The following is a 26,140-nucleotide window of genomic DNA, read 5'->3' on the forward strand; positions in this document are numbered from 1 at the left end:
ATCGGGGGCTTTACTTCGTTGAGGCTCCTGCCCTCTCCCCCGGCCCCTCTCCGGCACGCGGGAGAGGGAAGCAAACCGGCGGGCACCCTGACTAAGCCCGCACCCCCAGGCGCGTCAGCAGATGCGCCAGTTGCGCCTGCGTGCCCGTAGCAGTCTTGTTGAAAATAGCCTTCAACTGCGTCCTCCCGGTCTCGCGCCGAATCCCAATCTGCTCGCAAGCCTCGGGCAACCCCATCCCGCTTGACAACTGCAGCGCCAACCGCGTTTCCGCCGGCGTCAGCCCATACAAATCCCGCAGCACCGCCGGCAACGTCATCGGCGCGACGCCGGGTTCATGGATCGCCACCAGTACGCTGGGGCGCTGCCAATCCATCGACAGTTGATGTGCCGGCGGCAACGGCAACAGGATGATCTGCGCCTGCCGCCCGCCACTATCCACCGCCCGCAGCGCCTGCGCCGGCTGCGGGTTGCCCGGATCGCACGCCGCCTTCAACGCATCGGCAAATGGCCGCGACAGCCGCCATTCATCAGCCCGCCCGCTCGCCGCCGACACCGTCGCGGCGCTGGTTTCGATCGACACGGCCGGCAGCAGCCGACGCACCCAGGCCTCCCCGGTGCTGTTGGCAAGCAGCGTCTTGCCATCGTCGCGCAGCACGATCACGCCAAACGGCAGCCGCTCCAGCAACTGGCTCGACGCATGCGCCAGCGCCGACACCTGGTGCGTGCGGTCGCGCAGCGCCATGGCATGGCGCACATGCGGGATCGCCCAGTCGAGCGCACGCGCGTCCTCGGGCGAGTACTGGTTGCCACCCAGCGGCCGCTGCAGCGACAGGAACACTTCATAGTGCGGCTTGCGCTCGATCAGGCAGGCCATCACCGACGATTGCTCGAACTGGTGCAGGAAGTCGCCGTAGAACGGCGACTGGCGCATCGTCTGCGAGCCGAGCTCGCGCGAATCGATGTACCAGTTGCCCACCGACATGCGCTGGGCGAAGGGCAGGCCCGGATCGATGCTTTCGTAGTATTCGCTGTAGGCCGCCACCGCTTCGGGCACGGGATTGACCACCTGGTTCACCAGCACGCGTTCGTGGACCGTATCGCGCACCAGCAGCAGCGCATGCGAGCTGTCGCTGGCCTGGCATAGCGCACCCAGGCTGCGGCGCCAGGCATCGGCGTCAAAGATCCCCTCGTACAGCGCGCGGATGGTGTCATGCATCGGCGTGTTGCTCATGGTTTTTCTTCTTTCTTCTTTTTCGTACTTTTGGTACTTCCTTCGCGCGGCTGTGCCGAAGCCGCCGGTTGGTTGCCGGCTGGCGTACCGCGCGAGGGTGGAATTCAGGCCCCTTCCAGCGCCGCGCCCAGGCGCGAAAGCAGGTGGGTGAGCTGGGCCTGGCTGTTGGTGCCGGTCTTGTGGAAGACGGCCTTGAGCTGCGTGCGCGCCGTTTCGTGGCGGATATTCAGCTGCTGGCTGGCTTCGGGAAGGCCCTGGCCACCGGCCAGATGGGTGGCCAGCCGCGTTTCCGCCGGCGTCAGGCCGTACAGGTCGCGCAGCACGGGAGCCAGCAGCAGCGGCGCGCTGTCGTGCTCGTGCACCACCACCAGCGCCGCCGGTTCCTGCCACTGTGCGGCGAACGCGTGCGAGGGCGGCAGCGGCAGCACGATCACCTGCGCGCTGGCGCCGTTGCCGTCGGTGGCGCGCGCGGCCTGGGCGGCCACCGCGCGCTGCGGGTCGCAGGCCGCGGCCAGCATCTCGCCGAACGGGCGCGACAGGGTCCAGTCGGAGACCTTGCCCGCCGGATCCAGGCGTCGCACCCAGCGTTCGCCGGCGCGGTTGCTCAGCAGCACCTGGCGCTGCGGCGAAAACACCAGCAGCGCGAAATTGAGCCGCTCCACCAGCTGCGACGACAGCCGCGCCAGCACGGTCAGCCCCAGCGTGCGGTCGCGCATGGCCATGGCGCTGCGCATATGCGGGATGATCCAGTCCATGCCACGGGTGTCGTCGGTCGAGAACAGCGGCTGCGTGCGCCCGCGCTGCATCGAGAAATAGACTTCGTAGTGCGGCTGGCGCGCGACCAGGCACGCCACGTAGGAGCGCAGGTCGTAGCGGTGGAAGAAGTCGCGGTAGAACGGGTGCCGCGCCATGGCGCCTTCGCCCAGCTCGCGCGCATCGACGTACCACGCGCCCGGCTGCAGCCGCGGGGCGAACTGCTTGGCCGGGTCGATGGCCTGGAAATCCGATTCGTACTCGGTGAACAGCTCGACCACCGGATTGACGATTTCATTGACGGTGACCTGGTCGCGTACCGTGTCCCAGACCATCATCGAGGCGTGCGCCGAGCCGGCCATATCGGTCAGGGTGCGCAGGCTCTGCTGCCACGCACCGGGATCGAGAATGCCCTCGTACAAGCCACGGATCGCTCCGTGCATGTCGGCTTCTTTCATCTGATTACCCCCCTGCATTCGCGACAAAACAATGCGCGGCGCCGGCTGTGCGTCCATGCGCACGCCGGCATGCCTTGTTATCCGCCTGGTGCCTTCTCTGGCCGTTGCTTGCCCGGCTCTTTGTCAGTGCGTGTCTGTTGTAGCAGACGTTGCATACATTACCGCACTCGGCGCGGCAGGGGGGCATCCCCTTGCCCCTTCTTTCGTGGGGAGGCAAGGAATGATGCGGCCGGCGTGAAGCCTCGTTGTGCTCGCTGCCGCACATTGTAAGTCCGTTGCACCCCGGAATCGCCAAAGCGTTGACCGCGATCAGGTAAAATCCCCGTTTCCCCGATTTTTCAGCGAAATCTCGCGCCTTTCACCGTCATGACCACTGTCCTGCGTCTTTCCGATCTGATTTCCCAAGGCAAAATCTCCGGCAAGCGGGTGTTCATCCGCGCCGACCTGAACGTGCCGCAGGACGACGCCGGCCATATCACCGAGGACACCCGCATCCGCGCCTCGGTGCCCGCGATCGAGGCCTGCCTGGCCGCCGGCGCCGCGGTGATGGTCACCTCCCACCTGGGCCGCCCGACCGAAGGCGAGTTCAAGCCGGCAGACTCGCTGGCGCCGATCGCCACGCGCCTGTCCGAGCTGCTGGGCAAGCCGGTCAAGCTGGTGCAGAACTGGGTCGACGGCGTCGAAGTCGCCCCCGGCCAGGTGGTGCTGCTGGAAAACTGCCGCGTGAACAAGGGCGAGAAGAAGAACAGCGACGAGCTGGCCCAGAAGATGGCCAAGCTCTGTGACGTGTATGTGAACGATGCCTTCGGCACCGCGCACCGCGCCGAGGCGACCACCCACGGCATCGCCAGGTACGCCCCGATCGCCTGCGCCGGCCCGCTGCTGGCCGCCGAGATCGACGCGCTGGGCAAGGCGCTGGGCCAGCCGGCCCGTCCGCTGGTGGCGATCGTGGCCGGCTCCAAGGTCTCGACCAAGCTGACCATCCTGAAGTCGCTGGCCGACAAGGTCGACAACCTGGTCGTCGGCGGCGGCATCGCCAACACCTTCATGCTGGCCGCCGGCCTGAAGATCGGCAAGTCGCTCGCGGAAGCCGACCTGGTCGGCGACGCCAAGACCATCATCGACATCATGGCCAGGCGCGGCGCCTCGGTGCCCATCCCCGTCGACGTGGTCTGCGCCAAGGAGTTCAGCGCCACCGCCGTGGCGACCGTCAAGGACGTCAAGGACGTGGCCGACGACGACATGATCCTGGACATCGGTCCCAGGACCGCTGCCCAGCTGGCCGACCAGCTCAAGGCCGCCGGCACCATCGTCTGGAATGGCCCGGTGGGCGTGTTCGAGTTTGACCAGTTCGGCAACGGCACCAAGGTGCTGGCGCAGGCCATCGCCGATTCCAGGGCGTTCTCGATCGCGGGCGGCGGCGACACGCTGGCCGCCATCGCCAAGTACGGCATTGCCGACCGCGTGGGCTATATCTCCACCGGCGGCGGCGCGTTCCTGGAATTCCTGGAAGGCAAGAAGCTGCCCGCCTTTGAAGTGCTGGAGCAGCGCGCAGCAGGCTGAAGCATCCGCCGGGCCTGGCGCCGTGCCGGGCCCCCGTCCTTCACCAAGGAAACCCGCGCATGACCCGTTCCACCAAGATCGTTGCCACCATCGGCCCCGCTTCCAGCTCGCTGGAGATCCTGACGCGCATGATTGCCGCGGGCGTCGACGTGGTGCGGCTGAATTTCTCGCACGGCAGCGCGCAGGACCATATCGACCGCGCCCGCCTGGTGCGCGAGGCCGCCCAGTCGTGCGGGCGCGAGGTCGCCATCATGGCCGACCTGCAGGGCCCCAAGATCCGTGTCGGCAAGTTCGAGCAAGGCAAGGTCACGCTCAAGCCGGGCGCCCCCTTTGTCCTCGATTCCGCCTGTCAGCTCGGCAATGAAGAACGCGTTGGCCTGGACTACCAGGACCTGCCGCGCGACGTCGGCCCCGGCGACCTGCTGCTGCTCAACGACGGCCTGATCGTGCTGGTGGTGGACCGCGTGCTGGGCACCGAGATCTTCACCACCGTGCGCATCGGCGGCGACCTGTCCAACAACAAGGGCATCAACCGCCAGGGCGGCGGCCTGTCGGCGCCGGCGCTGACGGCCAAGGACATGGACGACATCAAGACCGCCATGGCCCTGGGCGCGGACTATGTCGCGGTCAGCTTCCCCAAGAACGCCACCGACATGGAAATGGCGCGCCAGCTGGCCGCCGTGGCTGGCCAGCCGCATGGCCACAAGGCCCGCATGATCGCCAAGATCGAGCGCGCCGAGGCCATCCACCCGGGCGTGCTGGAAGAAATCCTGCAGGCGTCCGACGGCATCATGGTGGCGCGTGGCGACCTCGCCGTGGAAGTCGGCAACGCCGCCGTGCCCGCGCTGCAGAAGCGCATGATCAAGCTGGCGCGCGAAGCCAACAAGCTCACCATCACCGCGACGCAGATGATGGAAAGCATGATCGTCAACCCGGTGCCGACGCGCGCCGAGGTGTCGGACGTGGCCAACGCCGTGCTGGACGGTACCGACGCGGTGATGCTGTCGGCCGAGACCGCGGCCGGGCGCTACCCGGTGGAGACTGTAGAGGCCATGGCCGCGGTCTGCATCGAGGCCGAGAAGTCCGAGGTGGTGCAGCTCGACACCGACTTCCTGAATCAGACGTTCTCGCGCATTGATCAGTCGGTGGCGATGGGTGCGCTGTTCACGGCCTATCATTTGCAGGTGAAGGCGATTGCCGCGCTGACCGATTCCGGCGCCACCGCGCTGTGGATGAGCCGTCACCGCATCCATGTGCCGATCTACGCCATGACGCCCAACCTGGCCTCGCAGCGCAAGATGCAGCTGTACCGCAACGTGGTGCCGCTGCCGCTGCAGTCCAGCGCCGACCGCGACACCGCGCTGGAGCAGGCCGAAGAGCTGCTGCTGGCGCAGGGCGTGGTGCAGCGCGGCGACTTCATCGTGCTGACCATCGGCGAACCGATGGGGCAGCCGGGCGGTACCAACACCCTGAAGATCGTCAGGGTGGGGCACTGAGCGCCGACAGAAGAATACAGAGACACCCCATTTTTATTTAGGAGTTAGACATGCCACTCGTTTCGATGCGCCAGCTGCTGGACCACGCAGCCGAGAACAGCTACGGCCTGCCGGCCTTCAACGTGAACAACCTCGAGCAAGTGCAGGCCATCATGCAGGCGGCCGACGAGGTCAACGCTCCGGTGATCATGCAAGCCTCGGCCGGTGCCCGCAAATACGCCGGCGAGCATTTCCTGCGCCACCTGATCGAAGCCGCGGTCGAAGCCTACCCGCACATCCCGGTGGTGATGCACCAGGACCACGGCCAGTCGCCGGCGATCTGCCAGGGCGCGATCGACCTGGGCTTCTCGTCGGTGATGATGGACGGTTCGCTGCGCGAAGACGGCAAGACCCCGGCCGAGTACGACTACAACATCGACGTCACCCGCAAGGTGGTGGAACTGGCCCACGCCGTCGGCGTGACCGTGGAAGGCGAACTGGGCTGCCTGGGCTCGCTGGAAACCGGTGAAGCCGGCGAAGAAGACGGCATCGGCGCCGAAGGCGTGCTGGATCACTCCATGCTGCTGACCGATCCGGAGCAGGCCGCCGACTTCGTCAAGGCCACCCAGCTGGACGCGCTGGCCATCGCCATCGGCACCTCGCACGGCGCCTACAAGTTCACCCGCAAGCCCACCGGCGACATCCTGGCGATCAGCCGCATCAAGGAAATCCACGCCCGCATCCCCAACACCCACCTGGTGATGCACGGCTCGTCGGCCGTTCCGCAAGAACTGCTGGAAGAAATCCGCAAGTTCGGCGGCGACATGAAGGAAACCTACGGCGTGCCGGTCGAGGAAATCCAGGAAGCCATCAAGTACGGCGTGCGCAAGATCAACATCGATACCGACATCCGCCTGGCCATGACCGGCGCGATTCGTCGCTTCTTTGTCGAGAACCCGAGCAAGTTCGACCCGCGCGAATACCTGAAGCCGGCCCGCGAAGCCGCCAAGCAAGTGTGCAAGGCGCGCTACATTTCCTTCGGCTGCGAAGGCCAGGCCAGCAAGATCAAGCCGGTCACGCTGGTCGACGTCGCGCAGCAGTACAAGTCGGGCAAGCTGGCGCAGGTCGTGCAGTAATTGTCCCGTGTCCGCCTTCCGCGCAAGTGGAAGGCGGATCGCAGTTCCGGCCGCCGCGGCACGCATTTTGCGCCCGGCGGCTTCGCCGTTTTATCGGAACCATCATGTCCAACGCTCTCTACCAGTCCTCCATCAACTCGCTGCCGCTGCTGGGCCACGGCAAGGTGCGCGACAACTACGCCGTCGGCAATGACAAGTTGCTGATCGTCACCACCGACCGCCTGTCGGCGTTCGACGTCATCATGGGCGAGCCGATCCCCGACAAGGGCCGCGTGCTGAACCAGATGGCCGACTTCTGGTTCAGGAAGCTGGCGCACATTGTGCCGAACCATGAGACCGGCATCGCGCCCGAAACCGTGGTCGCGCCGGAGGAAGTGGAGCAGGTCAAGGGCCGCGCCGTGGTGGTCAAGCGCCTGAAGCCGATCCTGGTCGAAGCCGTGGTGCGCGGCTACCTCGCCGGCAGCGGCTGGAAGGACTACCAGGCCACCGGCAAGGTGTGCGGCATCACGCTGCCCGCCGGCCTGCAGAATGCGCAGAAGCTGCCCGAGCCGATCTTCACCCCGGCCGCCAAGGCAGAAATGGGCGAGCACGACGAGAACATCTCGTTCGCCGAGGTCGAGGCCCGCATCGGCATCGCGCTGGCGCGCCAGATGCGCGAGATCTCGATCCGCCTGTACAAGGAAGCGGCCGAGTTCGCCGCCACCCGCGGCATCATCATCGCCGACACCAAGTTCGAGTTCGGCCTGGACGACAACGGCGTGCTGACGCTGATGGACGAAGTGCTGACCGCCGACTCCTCGCGCTTCTGGCCGGCCGATTCGTACCAGGTGGGCACCAACCCGCCGTCGTTCGACAAGCAGTTCGTGCGCGACTGGCTGGAAGCCGTGCGCATCGACGGCAAGCCGTGGCCCAAGACCGCCCCGGCGCCGCAACTGCCGGATGACGTGATCGAAAAGACGGCGGCGAAGTATCGTGAGGCGCTGACGCGCCTGACGGGTGAAGAGCTGAAGTAAGCCATGGCGTCGTTCCCGCGCGTGCGGGAACGACCATCGAAGGAACAGATAAAGTGAGCAAGCAAGACAAGCCGCTGGTCGGCGTCGTGATGGGCAGCAGTTCCGACTGGGACGTGATGCAGCACGCGGTGGCCATGCTGAAGGATTTCGGCGTGCCGTTCGAAGCCCAGGTGGTGTCCGCGCACCGCATGGCCGACGACATGTTCCGCTATGCCGAGACCGCGCGCAGCCGCGGCATCCGCGCCATCATCGCCGGCGCCGGCGGTGCCGCGCACCTGCCGGGCATGATCGCGGCCAAGACCATCGTGCCGGTGTTCGGCGTGCCCGTGCCGTCGAAGTACCTGCGCGGCGAAGACTCGCTGCTGTCGATCGTGCAGATGCCCAAGGGCGTGCCGGTCGCCACCTTCGCCATCGGTGAAGCGGGCGCCGCCAATGCCGCGCTGCATGCCATCGCCACGCTGGCCACCACCGACGACGCGCTGGCCACTGCGCTGGAAGCCTTCCGCGCCAGGCAGACCGAAGCCGCGCGCGCCATGACTTTGCCGCTGTAATGCTGCCGCTGTAATCCTCCGGACCCACACGGAACCAAGCAATGCCGACCGATATCCATCCCTACCTCTCCGAAGCCCACACGCCGGAATCGCGCGCCGAGTTCGGCGTCGACCGTCCCGACGCGCCCATCCTGCCCGGCGCGTGGCTGGGCATGCTGGGCGGCGGCCAGCTCGGCCGCATGTTCACGCATGCGGCGCAGGCGATGGGCTATCGCGTGTGCGTGCTCGATCCCGACCAGGACAGCCCGGCGGGCGTGGTGGCCGACAAGCATATCTGCGCCCAGTACACCGACGAGGCCGCGCTGGCCGAGATGGCCAAGCTGTGCCAGGCGGTGAGCACCGAGTTCGAGAACGTGCCGTCGCTGTCGCTGGACCGCCTGGAGCAACTGGGTTCGTTTGTCGCGCCGCGCGGCTACTGCGTGTCGATCGCGCAGAACCGCATCGGCGAGAAGAAGTTCTTCGCCGCCTGCGCCGAGCGCACCGGCGTGCCCACGGCCCCGCACTGGGTGATCCAGCACGACGCCGACGTCGACCAGCTGCCCGACCTCGTGCTGCCCGGCATCCTCAAGACTGCGCGCATGGGCTATGACGGCAAGGGCCAGGCCCGCGTGAAGACGCGCGACGACGTGCGCGCCGCATGGAAGGCGATGCAGCACGTGCCGTGCGTGCTGGAACAGATGCTGCCGCTGGCCTATGAAGTCTCGGTGCTGGCCGCGCGCGCCGCGGACGGCTCCACCGCGACCTGGCCGCTGGCCGAGAACGTGCACCGCGACGGCATCCTGTTCTCGACGGAAATGCCGTCGACCAGCGTCTCGCCCGACATCGCCGACCGCGCCCGCGCCGCGGCTGCCGCCATCGCCACGGAAATGGGCTATGTCGGCGTGCTGTGCATCGAGTTTTTCGTGCTGACCGACGGTTCGCTGGTCGCCAACGAAATGGCGCCGCGCCCGCACAACTCGGGCCACATCACCATGGACGCGTGCGAGACCAGCCAGTTCGAGCAGCAGGTGCGCGCCATGGCCCGCCTGCCGCTGGGCAGCACGCGCCAGCATTCGGCCGGCAAGATGCTGAACCTGCTGGGCGATGTGTGGTTCGAGTTCGGGCTGGAACGTACCCCGGCCTGGGACGAGGTGGTGGCGCAGCCCGGCGCCAAGCTACATTTGTACGGCAAGAGCGATGCGCGCCCGTCGCGCAAGATGGGGCACGTCAACTGCATCGGCGAGCATGCCGAGGCGGCCGGCGCTGCCTTTGCCGCGGCCGCGCAGGCGCTGCATATCCTGCCCTGATTTCCCGCTCTGATATCCCGCTCCGATATCCCGCACTGATTCGACGCAAGGAACACGATGTCGCCGCGCACGCCAACGGCTGCTGAACTCGATGAAGCCGTCCGCCTGCTTGAGGCGGGGCAACTGGTCGCTTTCCCGACCGAGACGGTCTACGGGCTGGGTGCCGACGCCGAGAATCCCGAGGCGGTCGGCCGTATCTTCGCGCTGAAGGGACGGCCGTCCAACCATCCGGTGATCGTGCATGTGGTCGACGGCGCCGATATCAGCTACTGGACCGACGAGGTTCCGGAAGCCGCGCAGAAGCTGATCCATGCGTTCTGGCCAGGGCCGCTGACGCTGATTCTGAAGCGCGCTTCGCATATCGATGCCGCGGTGGCGGGGGGGCAGGACAGCATCGGCTTGCGTTGCCCGTCGCATCCGGTGGCGCAGGCGCTGCTGGCGCGCTTCAAGCGCGGCCGCGGCGGAGTTGCGGCGCCTTCGGCCAACAAGTTCGGGCAGGTCAGCCCTACTACCGCGCAGCATGTGCGGGATGAATTTGGCGATGCGGTTTATGTGCTGGAAGGCGATGGGGTCGAGGTCGGGATTGAATCGACCATTGTCGACCTGTCGCGCCTGGACGCTGGCGTCGGGCCGGTCTTGTTGCGTCCCGGTGCCGTCACGGTCGGGATGCTGGCCCAGGTACTGGGCGAAGCGCCCCTGCCCCCCGATGCCGCCGCGCCGCGCGCGTCAGGCACGCTGAAGGCCCATTACGCGCCGCACACGCCCTTGTTGCTGGCGGATGCGCAGGCGGCTGCCGCGCGGCTTGTCGCGCTGCCCGGCGATGCGCGCGTGGCCTGGGTAGGACGCGCGCCGCTGGCGGACCAGCGCTGCACCTGGGTGCAGGCGCCGGCGGATGCTGCTGCGTATGCGCGGGAGCTGTACCGGTTATTGCGCAAGCTCGACAAGCAGGGCTATTCGCAACTGGTGTTCGAGACGTTGCCTGAAGGGCAGGATTGGGCTGGAGTGCGGGACCGGCTGGAGCGCGCGGCGGCGGCGTTCGGGGGCTGAAGCGGATTCGGGCGAGCACTTCCAGACGCGCTAGCCCTCACCCCAACAACCGCAACGCCGTATAGACCGCCATCCCCACCGCAATCATCCCCACCATCCGCCGCGTCAGCAGGTAGAACGCGGTGGCCACCACGCCCGCTACCAGCTTGTAGTTCGACAGCGCCACGGTGAAATGCCCCTGCCACGTCATCAGGTCCGGCAGGATGATCGCCGCCAGCGCCGCTGCGGGCGCATAACGCAGCGCCCGCTGGATGCGGTCAGGCACCGAGACGTGCTCGCCAGCCATCAGGAAGAACGCGCGCGTCAGCACCGTGACCACGGCCATGCCGACCAGCGCGATCCAGATATCCGAATGGCTCATGCGCGGTCTCCCGGCGGCGCATCAGCCGCATTGCCAATCGGCGCGGACTTGCGCCGCCGACGAATGCCCCGCAGCGCAGCCCGCGCCGCCAACTCGTCACTGGCCATGCCCGCGGCAATCGCACCGACCACCGCCACCACGAGCCCAAGCCGGTACGGCAAGTCAAAGCACAACAACGCCATTACCGCCGAAATCACCACCGCCATCAGTGTCGAGCGCGAATTGATGGTGGCGATCATTACCGGGATCAGCGCCATCGTGCCCGCCAGGCCCAGCCCCCAGCTGTCCGGGAACAGGCTCGCCAGCACGATGCCCAGGATCGACGATACCTGCCACATCGCGAAGTTGGTCAGCGCCATGCCCCAGAAGTAGCCTTCCTTGCCGGGCTCATAGCCCGGCGTCGAATACTTCTGCATGAAGTAGACGAAATGCAGGTCGCCGTTGAAGAACCCCAGCACCGTGCGCCGCGCCAGCGTCAGGTAGCTGAAGTGCGGCTGCATGGCGGCGCTGAAGATGACGAAGCGCAGGTTGACCATGGCCGCGGTCAGCCAGATCGTCCACAGCGGCAGTCCGGCCGCGAACAGCGGCAGCACCGCCAGCTGCGCGGAGCCGGCATAGGCCAGCAGCGACATGCCGATGGCTTCGGGCACGGTCAGCACCGATTTGCTCATCGCCACGCCGGTCACCAGCCCCCAGGAAAATACCGCGGGAAGGGATGGGGCAAAGCGGCGCACGCCGGCCATGAAGCCGTCGCGTTCGGCGGGTGCGAAGCGATGCCAGAAGCGCAACCACACCGAGGGTTGTCGGGAAGTCATGTCAGAGGAAAGGGGCAATGCAGGTCCGGCGCCGAGGGCCGGCCCGGAAAGCTGCCGCCGCAGGACGCGGCCGGCACCCTGGCATTATAGGGTCGGAACGCGCCCTGGTAAGTGGGCACTTAACAAATTGGCGCCCGGCGTTGGCGGCAGGCCACGCACGGGTGGCCTGCCGTCAACGCCGGCGCAAATCTCAGGGCGCGCCGCGATACACCCACTGCATCAGCGCGTCGTGCGCCTCCTGCGCCTGCGAGGCGCTGGGGTGGTTGATCATGCTCACCACCACATAACGGCTGCCATCCTCGGCATCGACATAGCCTGCCAGCGCACGCACATCGGCCAGCGTGCCGGTCTTGAGGTAGCCGCTGCCGGCCGCATTGGCGCGGGTCAGCCGGTTGCGCAGCGTGCCGTCGACGCCCAGCACCGGCAGCGAATCGACCAGCACCGGGCCGACGTTGCTGGCCGCGGCCTGCTGCAGCAGGCGCGCCATGTCGTAGGCGCTGATGCGTTCCTCGCGCGACAGGCCGGAGCCGTTATCCAGCACCAGCCCGGGCATGTCCAGCCCCTGCTTTGTCAGCCAGCGCCGCACCACGCGGATCGAACGCTCGGGGCTGGCCGGGCCGCCGCGGTCCAGCTCGGCGCCGATGGTCAGGAACAGCTGGCGTGCCATCACGTTGTTGGAGAACTTGTTGATGTCGCGCACGATGTCGGACAGCGGCAGGCCATAGTGGCGCGCCAGCAGCACCGCGCCGCGCGGCACCTTGCCGCTGCGCAGCGCCGGCAGGTGGGTGAAGCGCCCGCCGGCGCGCTGCCATTCGGCGACAAAGCCGCCCCAGGTGAAATCCGCGTGTGACAGCGTGGCGATATTGAGCACGTGCTCGCCGCAGTCGCTCGAATAGTCGCCGGCGAACGATGCCAGCACGGTGCCGTCGGCCTGTGGCTGCACGCTGGGGGTGGCGCGGCTCTGCCAGTCGCCGCAGCGGCCGTTGGTCAGCGTCAGCTGGTTGTCGAGCTTGAGTTGCGCCAGCTCCGGCGTGACGCTGACCGCCACGGTCTGCGTGACGGGATCCGGCGTCAGCGTGAACGACAGCGTCTTGAAGGCATAGAGCAGGGCATCGGGGCCGACGTTGTAGGCGCGCTGCGCTTCGCCATCGATAGTGCCGTTGCCGTTGAGCCCATCGGCAAAGTAACTGCGGTCCAGCACCAGGTCGCCGTTGATCGTGGCGGCGCCGCCGGCGCGGGCGCTGGCCACCAGCTTGGCCATCTCCTCCGGCACCAGCTTGGGATCGCCGCGGCCGCGCAGGTAGACATTGCCATTGACGGTGCCGTCGAAGCCGGGCTGCGCGTCGGCGTAGAGCGCGGTCTGCCAGCGGTAGTCGGCGCCGAGCAGCTGCAGGCCGGCGAAGGTTGTGACCAGCTTCATGGTCGAGGCCGGGTTCATCGGCTGCTGCGCATTCCAGCTGGCGCGCGCACTTGGAGCGCCCAGCTTGATGACGTAGAAGCTGGCGGCCGAGGCCGGCACGCCGGCGCGGCGCAGGGCCGTGGCCACCTGCGCCGGTACGCCGGCCTGCACCAGGGTCGGATCGGCGGACGGCGTGGCTCTGGCTGCCTTGCCGGCTTTCTGGACCTTCTGGGATTTCTGTACCTTGGCTGGCGGCTTGGCCAGCGCCGGGGCGATGACCGGCCCACCGGCCATCAGCAAGGCGGCGGCAAGAAGAGGCGACAGGCGGCGCAGCAGCGCGCCGGGTCGCGATGCGGTTCGCGTGGCGGTTGTTCTTGGCATGGCGGCCATGTTAACGCATGGCTGGCGCTTGCCGGATGACAGCGGCGTGGCGCTCAGTCCGCGCGCGGCGGCGCCAGCCGGGACAGCAGCGATTTCAGCGTGGCTTGATCGCTATCGGACAGCGCGCTGCCCACATGCGCGTCATGCTCGACCACCGCGCGCGTGGCCGCGTCCAGCGTCTTGCGTCCCGACGGGGTCAGCACCAGGCTGTAGGCGCGGCGATCGCCCGGCGCCGGGCGGCGCGCGACCAGGTTCATCTCTTCCAGCGCATCGACCAGCAGCACCGCGCCCGAGCGCGCGATGCCCAGGATGCGCGCCAGCTCGGTCAGCTTCAGGTGCGGGTTGCGCGAGATGATCACCAGCGCCGAGAAGCGCGGCGGGGTGATCTGCCACTGCGACAAAGACAGTACGAAATCCTCGTAGATGCGGATCTGCGCGCGGCGGATGGCGTAGCCGATCAGGCTGTCGAGCACGCCATAGTCGACATTGGGCACATGCGGATCGAAGCCGCTGTCGGCCACCGCCGGATCCGGCGCAAGCGGTTCGCGCGGTTTGCGCCGCGCGCTGGCGGTGTGCGTGCTGCCAGTCTTGCCTGCCGCGGCGGGTGCGCCAGATGCACCGGATGCGTCGGGGATCATTGCAGTAGTTTCCAGTTGCCGTTGTCGATCGTCAGCATAACGCGGCCGCGCTGGTCAAAGCCATAGTGGTCTTGCCCACTGTAGTTGAGCACGCCGTGCGACACCACGATGTCCTTTTCGGTCTCCAGCGCCTGGCGCAGCGCCTGGCGGAAGGCCGGCGTCCCGGGTTTGGCGTTTTTCAGCGCCACCGGCACGATCCGCTCCAGCACCAGCCCGGCATCGTAGGCATGCGCGCCGAACTGCGTGCGCGACTCGGCGCCGTATTGCTTCTCGTAGCGGGTGACGTAGTCGAGTCCCGGCTTGCGTACCGGGTCGCCGGCTGGCAGCTGCTCCGGCACGATCACCGGCCCCGCCGGCAGGATCGCGCCATTGACCAGGCGTCCGCCGATGCGGATCAGGTCTTTGGTGGCGGCGCCGTGGGTCTGGTAGATGGCGCCGCCGTAGCCCCGCTCGCGCAGCGTGGTGTGCGGCAGCGCAGCACCGGTGCCGGCGCCGGCGATCAGGATGGCGTCGGGTTTGGCGGCGATCAGCTTGATGGCCTGCGCGGTCACGCTGGTATCGGCGCGGCCATAGCGCTCGGTGGCGATCAGGCGCAGGCCGTTGGCGGTGGCGGCGGCGGTGAAATCCTTCAGCCAGGTTTCACCGTACGCGTCGGCAAAGCCGATGAAGCCGATGGTCTTGACGCCCTTGGTCTTGGCGGTGGCGGCGACGGCGTTGGCCATCAGCCGCACCGGCTGCGCCAGCCGGAAGGTCCAGCCGCCGCGGCCGGGCTTGAGCTCGATCGGCGAGAAGGCGAGCTGGACGGTCTGGCTTTCCTCGGCCACCTCGGCGATGGCAATCGAAGGCGCGACCGCTGACGAGCCGAGAATGATGTCGACCTTGTCTTCGGAGACGAAGCGGCGCGCCACCCTGGCGCCCTGGGTGGGATCGGAGGCGTCATCCAGCACGATGTAGCGCACCGCCTCGCCGCCGATCTTCTGCGGCAGGTAGGGCATCGAGTTTTTCTGCGGGATGCCGAGCGAGGCGGACGGGCCGGTGGTCGACAGGCTGACGCCGACGGTGATGTCCGCCAGCGCGACGCTGGCGGTGAAGGCGAGGGCGGCGGCCAGCGCCAGGCGGGTGAGCCGGGTTGGGTCCAGGGGCGCCATGTTGTCTCCTCTTGATGGTTTTTTTTGGTTGGATCTGGCGGATCGCGGTGCTATCGCCCGCCGCCCTGCATCGACTGCCGGTCGAACCCCGCCAGCTGCTTATACCGCAGCGAAATCGCCTCCAGCTCGGCGCGCGGAATCACCTGTTCGATATCGCGGAACCCCTGCGGCGCGCGTTCCTCTGCCAGTTGCATCACCTGCTCGGGCCCGTTCATGCGGTTGCGCAGCACGATACCAGCAGTGCGCGGCAGGCGCTCCGCCTCGTATTCGCGCAGCGCGTAAGGGGTGTCCCGCGTGCCAAGCAGGCTGTCGAGCAGGTAGCGCGCATCCAGGATCGCCTGCGCGCTGCCATTCGAGCCGATCGGGTACATCGGGTGCGCGGCATCGCCGAGCAGCGTGACGCGGTCGAAGGTCCAGCGCGGCAGAGGGTCCTTGTCGACCATCGGGAATTCGTAGATCGCCCCGGCACCGTCGATCAGCGCGGGGATGTCGATCCAGTCCCATTGCCAGCCGGCAAACTGCGCCAGGAACACCGACTTGTCGACCTGCTTGTTCCAGTCGCTGCGCGGCGGTGTGTCAGACACGCTGTCGGGCACGCGCAGCTCGGCGATCCAGTTGACCAGCGAGCGGCCCTGCCGGCGCAGCGGCTCGGAGATGGGGTAGGCGACGAACTTCTGGTTCTGGTGCCCGGCCATGAACATCGAGCGCCCGTCGAGGTAGGGCGGCGCCTCGGTGACCGCGCGCCACAGCATGCGGCGCGAGAAGCGCGGCGCGTCGCCGGTGGGATAGAAGTGCTGGCGCACCGCGGAGTGGATGCCGTCGGCGCCGACCAGCACGTCGGCGCTGGCTTCCACCTCGGCACCGTCGCCGCGGCGGCGCAGGCCGAAACGCACAGGCCCGCGCGCGCCGGTATCGAGCACGGTCTCGAACGCATGTCCTGTGTGGACCGCATCGGCACCCAGCCGCTCGACCACGGTGCGATGCAGCAGCATCTGGAACTCGCCGCGATGGATCGAGAACTGCGGCCAGTCGTAGCCCGCCGCGAGCCCGCGCGGCTCATGCCAGATACGCTGGCCCAGCTTGTTGTAGTAGGAGAGCGACGAGGTCTCGATCGCGATCCCGGCCAGCGCGTCGCGCAAACCGAGCTCGGACAGGATGCGTACCGCGTGCGGCAGCAGGTTGATGCCCACGCCCAGCGGGCGCAGCGATTCGCTGGCTTCCCAGACTTCGGCGTCGATGCCGTGGCGGTGGCACAGCAGCGCCAGCGTCAGCCCGCCGATGCCGCCGCCGGCGATTGCGATCTTCATGTTGTCTCCCCGCTTGCGGCGCGCAGCGACGCGCCCGGTCGTCGAATTTTGTTATCGAGTATAACAATTCGCGTCCGCGCGGCAAGGTGGGGATACACCCCGGAGTGGCCTGTCCGGGGTCAGGTAAAACCCGGCCTCAGCCGGCCGCCGCGCCGTCGGGCCTGGCGGCATGCTTCAGCGACGGCACCGGGAAGATGATGTCGTACAGCCAGTTGTACACCAGCGCGTAGACCATGTAGAAGACGGCCACGGCGATATCCATGATCAGGGCATCGACCAGGCTGATATTCAGGTACCACGCCAGGGCCGGCAGGAACACCACCAGCAGGCCCAGTTCGAACAGGATCGCGTGCAGCACCCGCACCTTGACCGATTTGCGCACCTGCCCGGTGATGCGCAGCATGGCCTTGTCGAACAGCAGGTTGTACAGGTAGTTCCAGCCGGTCGCGATCAGCGACGCGACCGCGCCGATCAGGCCCATCTCGTGCAGCTTGTAGCCAAAGGCCCAGCTGGCCAGTGGCGCGAAGATCAGCAAGCCGACGAGCTCGAAGCCAACGGCGTGGCGGATCCGGTCCCGGGTAGTACGCATGGTTTCCTCCTGCGGAGCAACAATTCAGTCGGGCCAAGTCTATCTGCTTTGCTGGGATTGCCAAGTTGGATACTATCGTCAAATCCGATAGATCACTCGCAGGGGCGTCGTATGAGTCTCTCCTTGGACCAACTCCAGGCCTTTGTCGCCGCCGCAGAGGCCGGCTCGTTCTCCGCCGCGGCGCGCCGGCTCGGCAAGGCCCAGTCAGTGGTCAGCGCCGCCGTGTCGAATCTGGAAATCGACGTCGGCAACGCGCTGTTCGACCGCACCGGCCGCTATCCCGTGCTGACCCCGGCCGGCGAGCGGCTGCTGGCAGAGGCACGCGTGATCCTGGAGCGCTGCGAGCACTTCCGTGGCGTCGCCAAGAGCCTGGGCGAGGGCGTGGAGACACGGCTGGTGCTCGCCGTCGACGAGCTCTATCCGGAAGAAACGCTGGGACAGCTGCTCGAAGCGTTCTCCGGCCGGTTTCCGGCGGTCGAGCTGGAAGTGCTGTTCCCGCTGATGGAGGACGTCAGCCGGCTGGTGCTGGAGGGTGGCGCCGATCTCGGCATCATGTGGCGGCAGGAGGTGCTGCCGCCCGAGCTGGGCTTCCATGCACTGGGCTGGATGCCGATGCAGATCCTTTGCGCGCCCGACCATCCGCTCGCGTCGCAGCGCGTGGACTGGGAAGAGCTGAAACGCTACCGCCAGCTGATGGTCGCGACGCGTACCGACAGCGAAGAGAAGATGCGCCTGCGCGTGGCGGCGGATGTGTGGTGGGTGGAGAGCCAGTGGGTCATCGTCGAGCTGGTCAAGCGCGGGCTCGGCTGGGCTTTCGTGCCGTGGCACGTGGTGGCCAACTCGCCGGCGGCGGCGCAACTGGTGTCGCCGCCGCTGGCGTTCCAGCAGCAGGACTGGCCGGTGGCGATGGAACTGGTGTGGCACAAGCAGCGGCCGCTGGGCAAGGCCGCCACCTGGCTGCGCGAACGCATCTGCGCGCAGCCGTTGCCGAACGCGCCGCAGCGCGGCGCCTAGCGCTGGCTGACTGTCGCGCCGTTCACCGGTTGCGGATGCCAGTTGCCGCCCAGGGCCTTGATCAGCACCACTGCCGCCGTGTACTGGCGCCCGGCGATCGACAGCGCGGTGCGCTCGGCGGTGTAGGCAGCCGTCTGCGCCGTCAGCACGTCGAGCAGGCCCGCGGTGCCGGCGCGGTAGCGGTTGTTGACCAGCGCCAGCGCCTCGCGCGCGGAGCGCAGCGCGTCGTTCTGCACCACCGCTTCCTGCTCCAGCAGCCGTTGCGCGGCGAGGTTGTCCTCGACTTCCTGGAACGCCGACAGCACGGTCTGGCGGTAGTTGGCCACGGTCTGGTCATACGCGGCCACGGCCTGCGCCTTGGCCGCGCTGCGCAGGCCGCCATCGAACAGCGTGCCGGCCAGTCCGCCCCCGATCGACCAGATGCGGTCCGGCAGCGACATCCAGCGCGCCAGCGTGCTGGCGGTCAGCCCGCCGCTGGCCGACAGCGACAGCGTCGGGTAATACGCGGCCTGCGCCACGCCGATCTGCGCATTGGCGGACGCCATGCGGCGCTCGGCCGCCCCGATGTCGGGCCGGCGCTCCAGCAGTTCCGAAGGCACCGCGCCCGGCACGAGCGGCGGTGCCTTGCGGAAATCGTCCGCGGCCAGCGACAGCGCCGCGGGCGGCTTGCCGACCAGCACGGCGATGGCATGCTCCAGCTGCGCGCGCGTGATCTGGATGTCGATCTGCTGCGCCTGCGCGCTCTTGAGCTGGGTCTCTGACTGCAGCACGTCGGAGCGTTGCGCGGTGCCGGCGGCGTACTGGTTCTGCACCAGCTGCAGCGACTTCTGGTAGTCGGCGACGGTGCGGTCGAGCAACGCCTTCTGCGCATCGGCCACGCGCAGCAGGAAGAAGCTCTGCGCCAGCGTTGCCTGCGTCGACAGCAGTGTCGAGGCCAGGTCGGCCTGGCTCGCCTGCGCGCTGGCTTCGCTGCTTTCCACCTGGCGCCGCACGCGGCCCCACACATCGATCTCCCAGGTTGCGCCCAGCGTCACGCTCTGCCCGTTGAGCGTATTGCCGCTGGCGCCGCGTGCGCGCGAAGCGCCGGCCTGCGCATCGACGGTCGGGAAGAAGCCGGCACGAGCCGCCTGCAGCGCGGCCACGGCCTGGCGATACTGCGCTTCCGCCGCCTTGATGTTCTGGTTGGAAATCTGCACTTCCGACATCAGCGCATCGAGCTGCGGGTCGCCGAAGACCGTCCACCAGTCGGCACGCGCGACGGCATCCTGCGGCTCGGCGGTTTTCCAGTCGCCGCGCCAGGCATTCGCATCGGTCGTGGCATCGGCGGCTTCCTTGAAAGCTTCCGGCACCGGCGCATCGGGGCGCTTGTAGTCAGGGCCGACCGCGCAGCCGGCCAGCAGCAGCGCGCACGCCAGCGGCAGCGGCAGGGCATGGGTCAGGAATCGGCTAAACGCAGGGCGAAACACAAGGTTAAACACAGGGTTAAACACAGTCATGAGGAATCTCTGCAAATTCAGACGGCGGCCGGATGGTCAGGCGTGCCGCTATCGCCGCTATGGCCGCGGCGGCGCTGGCGCCAGGCCTTGACCTTCAGGCGCCAGCGGTCCAGCGTCAGGTAGACCACCGGCGTGGTGTACAGCGTCAGCAGCTGGCTCACCACCAGGCCGCCGACAATGGAGATGCCCAGCGGCGCGCGCAGCTCGGCACCGTCGCCGCGGCCGATCGCCAGCGGCACCGCGCCCAGCAGCGCGGCCATGGTGGTCATCAGGATCGGGCGGAAGCGCAGCAGGCAGGCGCGGTAGATGGCATCGCGCGGCGACAGCCCTTCGCGGCGCTCGGCGTCGATGGCGAAGTCGATCATCATGATCGCGTTCTTCTTCACGATGCCGATCAGCAGGATCACGCCGATCAGCGCGATGATGCTGAAGTCGGTCTTCGATGCCAGCAGCGCCAGCAGCGCGCCCACGCCGGCCGACGGCAGCGTCGACAGGATCGTCAGCGGGTGCACGTAGCTCTCGTACAGCACGCCGAGCACGATGTAGATCGTGATCAGCGCCGCCAGGATCAGGATCGGCTGGCTCTTGAGCGAATCCTGGAACGCCTTGGCGCCGCCCTGGAAGTTGGCGCGCAGCGTCTCGGGCACGCCGATGCGCGCCATCTCGCGGTTGATCGCATCCGTCGCCTGCGACAGCGAGGTACCCTCGGCGAGGTTGAACGAGATCGTCGACGCGGCAAACTGGCCCTGGTGGTTCACGCCCAGCGGCGTGCTGGTCGGCACCACGCGCGAGAACGCGGACAACGGCACACGGTTGCCATTGCCGGTGACGACGTAGATGTCCTTGAGCGCGTTCGGGCCCTGCAGGTACTCGGGGCTCAGCTCCATCACCACGCGGTACTGGTTGAGCGGATGGTAGATGGTCGACACCAGCCGCTGGCCGAACGCGTTGTTCAGCACCGCATCCACCTGCTGCGCGGTCACGCCCAGGCGTGACGCCGCATCGCGGTCGATGATCACCGAGGTCTGCAGGCCCTTGTCGTTGGTATCGGTGTCGATGTCCTCCAGCCCCTTCAGGTTGGACAGCGCCGCGCGCACCTTGGGCTCCCACGTGCGCAGCACTTCGAGGTCGTCGGACTGCAGCGTGAACTGGTACTGCGAACTGCTCTGCCGCCCGCCGATGCGGATGTCCTGCACCGGTTGCAGGAACAGGCTGGCGCCCGGCTCCTTGGCCAGCTTGCCGCGCAGCCGCGCGATGATCGCATCGGCGGATTCCTTGCGCTCGGACAGCGGCTTGAGCGTGACGAACATCTGCCCGGTATTGCGCTGCGAGCCGCCGGTAAAGCCGGTCACGTTCTCCACTGCCGGATCCGAGCGCACGATCGTGATGAAGTTGTCGAGCTTGCCGCGCATGGCCTGGAACGAGGTGGCCTGGTCGGCGCGGATAAAGCCGATCAGCCGGCCCGTGTCCTGCTGCGGGAAAAAGCCCTTCGGCACGATCACGTACAGCCACACGTTGAGCGCGATGGTGGCGATCAGCACCAGCCACACCAGCGGGCTGAAGCGCAGCGCGGTCGACAGCGAGCGCGCGTAGCCGTCATGCAGCCACTGGAACATGCGCTCGGTGGCACGGAAGAAACGCCCCTGCTGCTCCGGTTCCACAGGGCGCAGCATGCGCGCGCACATCATCGGCGTGGTGGTCAGCGACACCACCAGCGACACCAGGATCGCCACCGAGAGCGTGATCGCAAACTCCTGGAACAGCCGACCGACGATGCCGCCCATCATCAGGAGCGGGATAAATACCGCGATCAGCGACAGGCTCATCGACAGCACCGTGAAGCCCACCTCGCGCGCGCCGCGCAGCGCGGCGGCCAGCGGCTTCATGCCTTCCTCGATATGGCGCGAGATGTTTTCCAGCACCACGATGGCATCGTCGACCACGAAACCGGTGGCGATCGTCAGCGCCATCAGCGACAGGTTGTTCAACGAGAACCCGGCCAGGTACATCACCGTGAAGGTGCCGATCAGCGAGACCGGCACGGCCACGCTGGGGATCAGCGTGGCGCGCACATTGCGCAGGAACACGAACACCACCATGATCACCAGCGCCACCGCGATCATCAGCGTGTGCTCGACCTCGCGCAGCGAGGCGCGGATGGTGGGCGTGCGGTCCATCATCACGTCCATCGAGATCGCCGCCGGGATCATCTTCTGCAGGTTCGGCAGCATCTCGTTGACGCGGTCCACCGTCTCGATGATGTTGGCGCCAGGCGAGCGGTTCAGCACCAGCAGCACCGACGGCTTGCCGTTGGCCGAGCCCGCATTGCGGATGTCCTGCACCGAGTCGACCACATTGGCCACGTCGCGCAGCCGCACCGGCACCGCGAACGAATTCGGGCCGCTGGTGGCGCTGTTGCCGCCGGTGGCGCCGCTGGTGATGGTGGTGGTGCCACTGCTGGTGGTGAGCGTGGTCACGGTGACGCCGTTGACCACCTTGGTGCTGACGCCGCCGCTGGCCGTGGCATTGGCGGTGCTGGCGATCAGCGCGCCCGCCGACGCCGACGAGTACGTGCCCGGCGTGGCGTAGCGGATGATCAGCGGCATGTAGTCTTCCGCCTTCATCGCCTGGTCATTGGCGTAGACCTGCCAGTTGTTGCTGGCGTTCTCCAGCGTGCCCAGCGGGCGGTTGGCGTTGGTCGCGCTGATGGTGTTGCGCACGTCATCCAGCGAGATGCCGTAGTTGTTCAGGGCGGTGGGATTCAGTTCCACCCGCACCGCCGGCAACGACGCGCCACCGATGGTCACCTGGCCCACGCCGTCCACCTGCGACAGCTTCTGCGCCAGGATGGTCGACGCCGCGTCGTAGAGCTGGCCGCGCGTCATGGTCGGCGACGTCAGCGCGATGATCATGATCGGCGCGTCGGCCGGGTTCACCTTGCGGTAGGTCGGGTTGTTGGGCAGGCTGGTTGGCAGCGTCGCCCGCGAGGCATTGATCGCCGCCTGCACGTCGCGCGCGGCGCCGTCGATATTGCGCGACAGGTCGAACTGCAGCGTCACGCGGGTGGAGCCGAGCGAGCTGCTGGAGGTGATTTCCGTCACGCCGGCGATGGTGCCGAGCGCGCGCTCCAGCGGCGTCGCCACGGTGGCGGCCATCGTTTCCGGGCTCGCGCCCGGCAGCGACGCCGATACCGAGATGGTCGGGAAGTCCACCTGCGGCAGCGGCGACACCGGCAGCAGCCGCAGCGCCGCCAGCCCCGCCAGCAGAATGCCGAGGGTCAGCAGCGCGGTCGCGACCGGGCGATGGATAAAGGCAGCCGAGAGATTCATCGCGGGGTCGGCTCCCGTGGGGGCTCATACGGCGGCTCCTCGCCCGTACCGCCTTCCTCCGGATCACCGAAGCGGCGCTTGCGCCAGCCCTTCACGCGCCTGGCCACGCGGTCGAACGCCAGGTAGATCACCGGCGTGGTGAACAGCGTCAGCACTTGGCTGACCAGCAGGCCGCCCACCATGGTCACGCCCAGCGGCTGGCGCAGTTCGCTGCCGATGCCGGAGCCCAGCATCAGCGGCAGCGCCGCCAGCAGTGCCGCCATGGTGGTCATCAGGATCGGGCGGAAACGCAGAAGGCAGGCCTGGAAGATCGCGTCGCGCGGCGACATGCCGCCTTCGCGTTCGGCCTCGAGCGCGAAGTCGATCATCATGATCGCGTTCTTCTTGACGATGCCGATCAGCAGGATGATGCCGATGATGGCGATGATGCCCAGGTCCATCCCCGCCACCAGCAGCGCCAGCAGCGCGCCCACGCCGGCCGACGGCAGCGTCGACAGGATCGTGACCGGGTGGATGGTGCTTTCATACAGCACGCCCAGCACGATATACATCGTCACCACCGCGGCCAGGATCAGCCACAGCGTGTTCGACAGCGACGCGCGGAACGCCAGCGCCGCGCCCTGGAAGCTGGTCTGCATCGAGATCGGCAGGCCCAGCTCCTGTTCCACCTTGGTGATCTTGTCGACCGCGGCGCCGAGCGATTCGCCATGCGCCAGGTTGAAAGAGATCGTCGCCGCCGGGAACTGGCCCTGATGGTTGATCACCAGCGGCCCGGTGCGCTCCGTGATGCGCGCGAACGCGCCCAGCGGCACCTGTCCGCCGGAAGAGGAGGGCAGGCGCAGGTCGGCCAGCGACTGCGGGCTCTTGCGGAATTCCGGCATGGTCTCCAGCACCACGCGGTACTGGCTCGACTGCGTGAAGATGGTCGACACCAGCCGCTGTCCGAAGGCGCTGTACAGCGCGCTGTCGATCACCGCGGTGGTGATGCCGAAGCGCGCCGCGGCGTCGCGGTCGATATCGACATAGGCGCGCAGGCCGTTGTTCTGCTGGTCGCTGGTGACGTCGCGCAGCTCGGGCTCCTGGCGCAGGCGCTCCACCAGTTTCGGCACCCACGTGGCCAGCGTCTCGGGATCGGGGTCCTCCACCGTGAACTGGTACTGCGTGCGCGAGACCTTGTCTTCGATGGTCAGGTCCTGCACCGGCTGCGTGAACAGCGACACGCCGCCAAGGTTCTGCACCGACTGCTGCAGGCGCTGCGTGACCACGTCGATCGGGTCGCGCTCGCCCTTGGGCTTGAGGTTGATCAGCATGCGCCCGGCGTTGAGCGTGGTGTTGCTGCCATCCACGCCGATGAACGACGACAGGCTTGCGACCGCCGGATCCTGCATCACCACCTTGGCCACCGCTTCCTGCTTGCGCGCCATGGCGCTGAACGAGGTGGTCTGCGCGGCCTCGGTAATGCCCTGGATCACGCCGGTGTCCTGCACCGGGAAGAAACCCTTGGGCACCAGCAGGTACAGCAGAACGGTCAGCACCAGCGTAGCCACTGCCACGACCAGCGTTGCCTTCTGGCGATCGAGCACCCACTCCAGCCCGCGGCCGTAACGCTCGATCACGTTGTCGAAGAAGCGGCCCGTGGCACGGTGAAAGCGCGACAGCTTTTCTTCCGGCACATGGTGCAGCAGGCGCGCGCACATCATTGGCGTGAGCGTCAGCGAGACCACCGCCGAGATCAGGATCGACACCGCCAGCGTGATCGCGAATTCGCGGAACAGCCGGCCGACCACGTCGCCCATGAACAGCAGCGGGATCAGCACCGCCACCAGCGAGAAGGTCAGCGAGATGATGGTGAAGCCAATTTGCTTCGAGCCTTTGAGCGCGGCCTGCATCGGCGAATCGCCCTTCTCGATGTAACGCATGATGTTCTCGATCATCACGATCGCATCATCGACCACGAAGCCGGTGGCAATGGTCAGCGCCATCAGCGTCAGGTTGTTGATCGAGAAGCCGGCCAGGTACATCACGCCGAAGGTGCCCACCAGCGACAGCGGCACCGCAACGCCGGGGATGATGGTGGCGGGGATATTGCGCAGGAACAGGAAGATCACCAGCACCACCAGCGCGATCGCCAGCAGCAGCTCGAACTGCACGTCCTCGACCGAGGCGCGAATGGTGGTGGTACGGTCGGTCAGCAGCTGCACGTGGACCGACGCCGGCAGCGCGTTCTGCAGCTGCGGCAGCAGGGTCTTGATGCGGTCGACCACCTCGATCACGTTCGCGCCGGGCTGGCGCTGGATGTTCAGCACGATCGCGGGCTTGTCGTTGGCCCACGCGGCCAGGCGGCTGTTCTCGGGGCCGTCGACGATCTCCGCCACGTCGGTGATGCGGATCGGTGCGCCGTTCCTGTAGCCCAGGATGATCTGGCGGTATTCGTCGGCGGAGCGCAGCTGGTCGTTGGCATCGATGGTCGAGGCGCGCTGCGGGCCGTCGAAGCTGCCCTTGGCGCCGTTGACGTTGGCCGAGCCGATCGCGGTGCGCAGGTCGTCGATCGACATGCCGAGCGACGCCAGCGCGGCCGGATTGGCCTGGATGCGTACGGCGGGGCGCTGCCCGCCGCTGATGGTGACCAGGCCCACGCCCTGGATCTGCGAGATCTTCTGCGCCACGCGCGTATCCACCATGTCCTGCAGCTTGGGCAGCGGCATGGTGTCGGAGGTCATGGCGATGGTCATGATCGGCGCGTCGGCCGGGTTGACCTTGCTGTAGACCGGCGGCATCGGCAGGTCGGACGGCAGCAGGTTGCTGCCGGCGTTGATGGCGGCCTGCACCTCCTGCTCGGCCACGTCCAGCGGCAGCGTCAGCTCGAACTGCAGCGTGATCACCGAGGCGCCGCCCGACGAGGACGACGACATCTGTTTCAGGCCCGGCATCTGGCCGAACTGGCGTTCCAGCGGTGCCGTCACCGACGAGGTCATCACGTCGGGGCTCGCGCCGGGGTAGAGCGTGGTGACCTGGATGGTCGGATAGTCGACCTCCGGCAGCGCCGACAGCGGCAGCAGCCGGTAGGCCACCAGCCCTGAGAGCAGGATGGCCAGCATCAGCAGCGCCGTGGCGACCGGGCGCTCGATGAAGAGGCGTGAGGGGTTCATG

The 26,140-nt window shown here is 67.5% G+C and carries 20 protein-coding genes; 8 read left to right on the forward strand and 12 right to left on the reverse strand.

The genetic code is table 11. The features are described from left to right. Positions 1-91: 91 nt before the first annotated feature. Positions 92-1,231 carry a helix-turn-helix transcriptional regulator gene (locus LPA45_RS02735; protein ID WP_116317195.1) on the reverse strand — a complete coding sequence of 380 codons (1,140 nt, stop codon included), beginning with the start codon at positions 1,229-1,231 and terminating at the stop codon, positions 92-94. Between the two features lie 104 nt (positions 1,232-1,335). Next, entirely contained in the window at positions 1,336-2,442 is a 1,107-nt protein-coding gene (locus tag LPA45_RS02740; protein ID WP_116317196.1) for a helix-turn-helix transcriptional regulator, read from the reverse strand. A 366-nt stretch (positions 2,443-2,808) separates the two neighbouring features. Here LPA45_RS02740 and LPA45_RS02745 point away from each other — a divergent pair, with 366 nt between their 5' ends. From LPA45_RS02745 to LPA45_RS02775, 7 genes are all read left to right on the forward strand, one after another. Beyond that, the gene (locus LPA45_RS02745) at positions 2,809-4,005 is read left to right on the forward strand and encodes a phosphoglycerate kinase (protein WP_116317197.1); all 1,197 of its coding nucleotides are present in this window, start codon (positions 2,809-2,811) and stop codon (positions 4,003-4,005) included. 59 nt (positions 4,006-4,064) lie between these two features. Continuing rightward, on the forward strand, positions 4,065-5,501 hold the full coding sequence (pyk, locus tag LPA45_RS02750) for a pyruvate kinase (protein WP_116317198.1): 1,437 nt from the start codon (positions 4,065-4,067) through the stop codon (positions 5,499-5,501). Between the two features lie 50 nt (positions 5,502-5,551). Next, positions 5,552-6,616, forward strand: a complete 1,065-nt coding sequence (gene fba / locus LPA45_RS02755; RefSeq protein ID WP_116317199.1) for a class II fructose-bisphosphate aldolase — start codon at positions 5,552-5,554, stop codon at positions 6,614-6,616. A gap of 104 nt (positions 6,617-6,720) precedes the next feature. Beyond that, positions 6,721-7,629: a phosphoribosylaminoimidazolesuccinocarboxamide synthase gene (locus LPA45_RS02760; RefSeq protein WP_116317200.1), complete on the forward strand. Its 909-nt coding sequence runs from the start codon at positions 6,721-6,723 to the stop codon at positions 7,627-7,629. Positions 7,630-7,682: 53 nt separating this feature from the next. Then, the gene (gene purE / locus LPA45_RS02765; RefSeq protein ID WP_116317201.1) at positions 7,683-8,180 is read left to right on the forward strand and encodes a 5-(carboxyamino)imidazole ribonucleotide mutase; all 498 of its coding nucleotides are present in this window, start codon (positions 7,683-7,685) and stop codon (positions 8,178-8,180) included. 41 nt (positions 8,181-8,221) lie between these two features. Next, positions 8,222-9,466: a 5-(carboxyamino)imidazole ribonucleotide synthase gene (locus tag LPA45_RS02770; protein ID WP_116317202.1), complete on the forward strand. Its 1,245-nt coding sequence runs from the start codon at positions 8,222-8,224 to the stop codon at positions 9,464-9,466. Positions 9,467-9,523: 57 nt separating this feature from the next. Continuing rightward, a complete protein-coding gene (locus tag LPA45_RS02775) occupies positions 9,524-10,513 on the forward strand; it encodes an L-threonylcarbamoyladenylate synthase (RefSeq protein ID WP_116317203.1) in 990 nt (329 codons plus the stop codon). A gap of 37 nt (positions 10,514-10,550) precedes the next feature. Here the strand turns inward: LPA45_RS02775 and LPA45_RS02780 are convergent, their stop codons facing one another. From LPA45_RS02780 to LPA45_RS02810, 7 genes are all read right to left on the reverse strand, one after another. Beyond that, complete coding sequence (locus LPA45_RS02780) at positions 10,551-10,874, reverse strand: AzlD domain-containing protein (RefSeq protein WP_116317204.1); 324 nt, start codon at positions 10,872-10,874, stop codon at positions 10,551-10,553. Continuing rightward, positions 10,871-11,689 (reverse strand): AzlC family ABC transporter permease, encoded by an 819-nt coding sequence (locus LPA45_RS02785; protein WP_116317205.1) that lies wholly within the window; start codon positions 11,687-11,689, stop codon positions 10,871-10,873. Before LPA45_RS02785 ends, LPA45_RS02780 begins: the two co-directional genes overlap by 4 nt. Before the next feature lie 190 nt (positions 11,690-11,879). Next, on the reverse strand, positions 11,880-13,478 hold the full coding sequence (gene dacB, locus LPA45_RS02790; RefSeq protein ID WP_116317206.1) for a D-alanyl-D-alanine carboxypeptidase/D-alanyl-D-alanine-endopeptidase: 1,599 nt from the start codon (positions 13,476-13,478) through the stop codon (positions 11,880-11,882). A gap of 44 nt (positions 13,479-13,522) precedes the next feature. Further along, positions 13,523-14,107 carry a MarR family winged helix-turn-helix transcriptional regulator gene (locus LPA45_RS02795; protein WP_116317207.1) on the reverse strand — a complete coding sequence of 195 codons (585 nt, stop codon included), beginning with the start codon at positions 14,105-14,107 and terminating at the stop codon, positions 13,523-13,525. Then, positions 14,104-15,255, reverse strand: a complete 1,152-nt coding sequence (locus tag LPA45_RS02800) for an ABC transporter substrate-binding protein (protein ID WP_116317208.1) — start codon at positions 15,253-15,255, stop codon at positions 14,104-14,106. The genes LPA45_RS02795 and LPA45_RS02800 overlap by 4 nt, the downstream gene beginning before the upstream one ends. Before the next feature lie 50 nt (positions 15,256-15,305). After that, the gene (locus LPA45_RS02805) at positions 15,306-16,562 is read right to left on the reverse strand and encodes a flavin-dependent oxidoreductase (RefSeq protein WP_116317209.1); all 1,257 of its coding nucleotides are present in this window, start codon (positions 16,560-16,562) and stop codon (positions 15,306-15,308) included. 136 nt (positions 16,563-16,698) lie between these two features. Next, a complete protein-coding gene (locus LPA45_RS02810) occupies positions 16,699-17,151 on the reverse strand; it encodes a PACE efflux transporter (RefSeq protein ID WP_116317210.1) in 453 nt (150 codons plus the stop codon). Positions 17,152-17,262: 111 nt separating this feature from the next. On the opposite strand from LPA45_RS02810, the gene LPA45_RS02815 reads away from it, so the two are divergent. Further along, positions 17,263-18,165 carry a LysR family transcriptional regulator gene (locus LPA45_RS02815; protein WP_029048134.1) on the forward strand — a complete coding sequence of 301 codons (903 nt, stop codon included), beginning with the start codon at positions 17,263-17,265 and terminating at the stop codon, positions 18,163-18,165. Here LPA45_RS02815 and LPA45_RS02820 read toward each other — a convergent pair. Genes LPA45_RS02820 through LPA45_RS02830 form a run of 3 tightly spaced genes read right to left on the reverse strand, consistent with a single transcriptional unit; the run spans position 18,162 to position 26,139 of the window. Continuing rightward, a complete protein-coding gene (locus tag LPA45_RS02820; RefSeq protein WP_199414496.1) occupies positions 18,162-19,661 on the reverse strand; it encodes an efflux transporter outer membrane subunit in 1,500 nt (499 codons plus the stop codon). The genes LPA45_RS02815 and LPA45_RS02820 overlap by 4 nt on opposite strands. 17 nt (positions 19,662-19,678) lie before the next feature. After that, on the reverse strand, positions 19,679-22,990 hold the full coding sequence (locus LPA45_RS02825) for an efflux RND transporter permease subunit (protein WP_116317211.1): 3,312 nt from the start codon (positions 22,988-22,990) through the stop codon (positions 19,679-19,681). Next, a complete protein-coding gene (locus LPA45_RS02830) occupies positions 22,987-26,139 on the reverse strand; it encodes an MdtB/MuxB family multidrug efflux RND transporter permease subunit (RefSeq protein WP_116317212.1) in 3,153 nt (1,050 codons plus the stop codon). The genes LPA45_RS02825 and LPA45_RS02830 overlap by 4 nt, the downstream gene beginning before the upstream one ends. Position 26,140: the final 1 nt, after the last annotated feature.

Origin of the sequence: Cupriavidus sp. Agwp_2, from assembly GCF_040784895.1 — a bacterium.
Taxonomy (GTDB): Bacteria; Pseudomonadota; Gammaproteobacteria; order Burkholderiales; family Burkholderiaceae; genus Cupriavidus.